This window comes from Vicinamibacteria bacterium, assembly GCA_035620555.1.
GTDB lineage: Bacteria > Acidobacteriota > Vicinamibacteria > Marinacidobacterales > SMYC01 > DASPGQ01.
The window spans coordinates 1-4,604 of the sequence record DASPGQ010000012.1; the positions used below are offsets into that span (position 1 = coordinate 1).

A 4,604-nucleotide genomic window follows, 5' to 3' on the forward strand; every position below is an offset into this window, starting at 1 on the left:
CGGCATCGAGACCGCATTCCGATATGGCAGGATCCCTCGAGCAGACCAGAGCAAGCGTTTTCTCGATCGTCACGTCGTCTCCCTGACCAACCTCGACTTCGAAGTCCTGAGCCAGATAGGCGGTCGACTCCTCGAGCTGCATTTCTGGAGAGAGGGGCTTTTGGTTCCTGAAGACCTCGGTTCTAGCGGCTTGAGCCATCGCGATCTTCGACTGATTCGTCCGGACTTTGAGAAGCAGCACGTGGCGGTCAACCCGACGGCCCTCCACGGGCTCGAGATGATTGCCGACGAGCTCCCGGTAGCGCTCCACTCCATGATTCGTGACTCGTCCGTCGAGAGCCGAACGAAACTCGAGCCTCCCCGACCAGTTCAGCGGCGTGATGGTGCTCTCGAGAGCGGCGAGGTGCATCTCCGCCATGCTGACCAGACGTCTCTGGACGAGTCTGGTCTCGCGGCCGTTCTCGTCCCGAAAGCGCACTTCTCGCCTCAGAAGACCTCCACGGAGATCCAGCTCCTGGCGAAACGAGAGAACATCGACGTCGTCGACGTCGAACCAGTCGTCGCCCGGAGCTCGAAAGCCCAGGCACAACCAGTTCGGCCAATTGACGAGGTCCTCGTTCTCGACGGTTCGGCCGTGGAGTGCGGTCTTGGCCCGGTTGTATCCTCCGGCCAGGTAGGTACCGGGATAGTGGACGTCGTCGGCTCGAGCCTCGGGTACGGCGCCGCGAGTGGCGAAGTAGCCGTTGCCCAAACAGCACAGGGCTTCGCGCAAACCCTCGTCTGCGGGCGCTAGCTTGGAGTAGGTCAGGAGCCACGTGCCGCGATCTTCGAGAATCGCCGTGAGCGCGGAAAGCAACCGCTCTACCGAATCGGTGTCTTCGACCCGGTAATGAGCTCTCGTTCGCCGCTCCCCTGACCCAACGACGAAGCCGACGCCTCGCGCCTCCACGGCCTCGAAGGCGTCTTCATCCGTGATGTCGTCGCCCACATAGAGGGGCAGTACGTTCTTGGGGACGAGGTCCAGCCTCTCCAGAATCCAACGCACGGCTCGCCCTTTGTCCCACGGAACGTCCGGCTGAAGCTCGAAGACTCGCTTTCCGTAGGCTTTGCGAAGCTGGGGATGATCTCGGTGAGCGCGATCCACCGCTTCGGTCACTCGGGCCTCATCGTCTCCCTTCACGTTTCGATAATGCACGGCAACGGAGAATCGCTTGCGCTCGACGAGAGCACCCTCCACACTCTCGAGCTCCCCTCGAAGTTCGGTCTCGGCCTCCTCGAGAACGGCAAGACAGTCTTTCGCTTGCTCGTGCTCCATCGTGAGCCCGCCGGGTCCAGCGATCTCGAAACCGTGGCTTCCGGCATAGAAGATGTCATCGATGCCGACGCGACCGCGGACATCGTCGAGCCCCCTTCCGCTGATTACGGCTACGGTGCAGAAGCGAGCGAGCTCTTTCATCGCCGCTCGCATCGATTCCGAGAGGAGAGCCTGTTCGGGTCGAGACACGATCGGGCTCAGGGTTCCGTCGTAGTCGACGAACACAACAGCTTGGCGATCTTCCATACGCTCTCGAAGCGTCGGAAGGGACTCGAGTGCCATGGGAAGCTCGTCCATCCGAACGACGATGTCGATCTCGGAGAGGTCGCGGACGACGACATGAGCACCTGCTTTTTCGAGCGCGGCTGCCTGAGCCGCGCGATCGACCCCGACGACGAGAGCGAACCCACCGCGAACCCCGGCTTCGACTCCGGATATCGCGTCTTCGATCACGACCGAGCGAGCCGGCGCGACGCCGAGGCGCCAGACCGCCTCGAGGAACGTATCGGGCGCGGGTTTCCCTTCGAGATCGAGAGCGTGGGCGTCGACTCCGTCCACTCTCACGTCCAAGAGCCCGGCAATGCCCGCCGCCTGGAGAACCCGGGCGCAGTTCTTGCTCGAAGAGACGACCGCGATCCGAAATCCGCGGCTGCGAAGCCGCTCGACCAACGCGACCGAGCTGGCGAAAACCTCGACACCGTACTTTTCGAGCCTCTCCCGGAACAGCTCGTTCTTGCGGTTGGCGAGCCCACAGATCGTCTCGCGGTCCGGCGGATCCTCAGGAGCTCCGTAGGGAATCTCGATGCCGCGGGAAGCGAGGAAGCTCTTCGCCCCCTCGTAGCGGGGTCTTCCGTCGACGTGGAGCCGGTAGTCTCTTTCGATATCGAAGGGCGTGAACGATTCGGTCTGCGAGACCCGTTCGAGATAGCCGTCGAAGAGCTCTTTCCAGGCCGCGGCGTGGACATCGTCGGTACGGGTGAGCACCCCGTCGAGGTCGAAGATCACCGCATCGTAAGCTTTTCGAGAGATGAGCGGTGCGTCCTCGTTCGCGCCCTTCATAGCTTCTCAGTAGCGAAAGACAGCCGCGAGCGCCGCACTCTTCTCCGGCATCGCTCCAGGCTCGACAGCGTAGACCGAAGCGCCGTTCACGACAGCGTGGGTGGCGGCGAAATCCACGAGATCATAGTCGTTCGCCCCCGGGGTCTCGTGCTCCACGATCTCCGAATTAGCAGGGTCGAATCTCCCCCAGCGTTGGACGCCGACGGCTGCGAAGAGCGATGCGACTCGACCCTGGTGGGCAGCGAGCAAGCACTCTTTCAGGTCGGTTGACGCAAGTCCCGTTCCCGAAAGCTCTCGAAACCGCGCAGCCGCCTGGTTGCGCTCCTCGGCGAATCGTGGCTCGAGGAGCTTCCACGCCCGCCTATGGAGCTCTTCGGCACTTGCGCCTTCGGGACTGCCCCCTACGACTTCATCCAGAAAATAAGGATAGGTGTTCGCCTCCCGGTAGATCGGAAGATAGTAATCGACGCTTGCCAGAAGCAGAGGCGCGGTCTCCCCGCGGAGCCTGGCACCAACGGCATCGTCCACGATCCGAAAGTAGCGCAGCAGCTCGTCTTTCTTGTGCTCGCCTCCCGGCCCCTGTCCGTGGAAAACGGCCGACCGTTCCCCTCGGATCCGGGGCGCTTTCGTGTGGAACTGGACTTCTCTGCTCGGCGCTTCTTCGTCGAGCGCGGCGGCGAGGCTTTCGGGTGCCCCCTCGAAGTCGAGCTCGGCGACACCGAAGGGAGATCCCTGAAACAGACGAATCTGTTTCTGGCTCAAGGCAATGAGATAGTAAGTCCCACCGACGGTGAACCAGGAGAGTAACGGTTTGAGATGGTAGCGGTCGGCCACGACGACGAGCTCATCGAGCTCCAGGGGAAGCTGGTAGACTCGTAGCCGGTCCGGCGTCACGAAGATCGCAAGCCCATCGAGCTGATGCCGCCAGAAGGAACCGTCGGTGACGAGCTTCCTCACGGGGTCCAGAAACTCACGCGCTCGCACCGAACGAAGGCCGGCCTCGGTCAGACGACGCTCGGCAGATCGGAGCAGATTCCCGAGACGGATCGGATCCTGCTGAATCTCCGGACCTGCGCGATGCGTCGGAAGATACAGCGAGATCCGTATCGCGGCATCGTCGTCGACGAGGTCCTTGAGATCGGATCGAGTCGGAACGTTCATACTTGCCTCCCGGGCTTCGATTGCCCCCATGATAACCACTTTCTTCGATGGCGCTTCCGCGTTCGCGAGCGGGGAGGTGCGCGGCTGTGCCACGACACCCATCGGGTGGGTCATAGTGCGCGGTCATCACCGACTGTCTCTTTCTGTAGTATTCAATGCCGTGGCGGGACCCGTAATCGATCGTGCCGCCACGGCTCGGGGCTTCTTACGGCGCGGCAAGCGCGCCGGGCTCGCTCCGCTCGCGCAGGGTGGGGCGAGTTTTTCATCACCCTGCCAGACGGCGCAATATCCGCTGGCATCGTGTTTGCTTCAGAGAGAGACGGAGGGTTGCCATGAAAAACGGAAAATCGGGCACGAGTTTCGTTGCGGGATTCTTCACCGGCACGCTCCTGGGCGCCATGGGCGCTCTGCTTCTGGCTCCGGCGTCGGGCAAAAGGATGCGCCGAGACCTCGCTCGCGAGGGCAAGAGGCTGGGAAACCGGGTATCGGAAGCCGCGGAGGAGGTGAGAGACCGGGGTGCCAGCGCGTACGAATCGGCGAGTCACGTTTTTTCTGATGCGAAGCGAGCGCTTTCTCGATAGAATAGGAGGCACAGCTTAGTACAACGCAGCGGTGGCAAGGCATGACGCGAGCGCGTCTGTCCTCGATTTCAGAAAGAGGTGTCGTCGTGGAGGAGAGAAGACGCGATAGAGGGCCGAGAGTCGCACGGGCCCGACCGGTCTCGAGCTCCGGCGCGGAGAGGAAGCGCCACGTTGCGGTCTCGATCCGGAATGGGCGGCTCGTCTTTGTTTCCACGGATCCTCCCGAGGTCGACGTGACCGCGTCTCACGATAGTGCCGGGAAGACGAACAAGGCGACGTGGGCGGGTCAGTAATCGATAGCGGGGTGAGTTTTTTGTCACCCTGTTAGCGGTTCTCGTGGCGCCCGAGGCTGCGCCCTTAACCCTTCTGCAGCGTCTCGACCTTACCCGTCGCGTGCCGACTTATCGTGACGCGAGTTGCGCGCGGCAGCCGATGCGATCGAAGATTGCGGCTGGCTCGCGAAGCTGGTTTCGCAGTCCTTCTCGAAA

3 protein-coding genes are annotated in these 4,604 nt (G+C 62.4%); 1 reads left to right on the forward strand and 2 read right to left on the reverse strand.

Features of this window, described 5'->3' with window-relative positions; all coding sequences use genetic code 11:
• Nucleotides 1-2,374 (reverse strand): trehalose-phosphatase (gene otsB, locus VEK15_00310; GenBank protein HXV59104.1); only part of this gene is annotated, 2,374 nt, incomplete at its 3' end.
• A 6-nt stretch (nucleotides 2,375-2,380) separates the two neighbouring features.
• Complete coding sequence (locus VEK15_00315; protein ID HXV59105.1) at nucleotides 2,381-3,535, reverse strand: hypothetical protein; 1,155 nt, start codon at nucleotides 3,533-3,535, stop codon at nucleotides 2,381-2,383.
• A gap of 332 nt (nucleotides 3,536-3,867) precedes the next feature.
• On the opposite strand from VEK15_00315, the gene VEK15_00320 reads away from it, so the two are divergent.
• Nucleotides 3,868-4,116, forward strand: a complete 249-nt coding sequence (locus VEK15_00320) for a YtxH domain-containing protein (GenBank protein ID HXV59106.1) — start codon at nucleotides 3,868-3,870, stop codon at nucleotides 4,114-4,116.
• The last annotated feature ends 488 nt before the right edge of the window (nucleotides 4,117-4,604 follow it).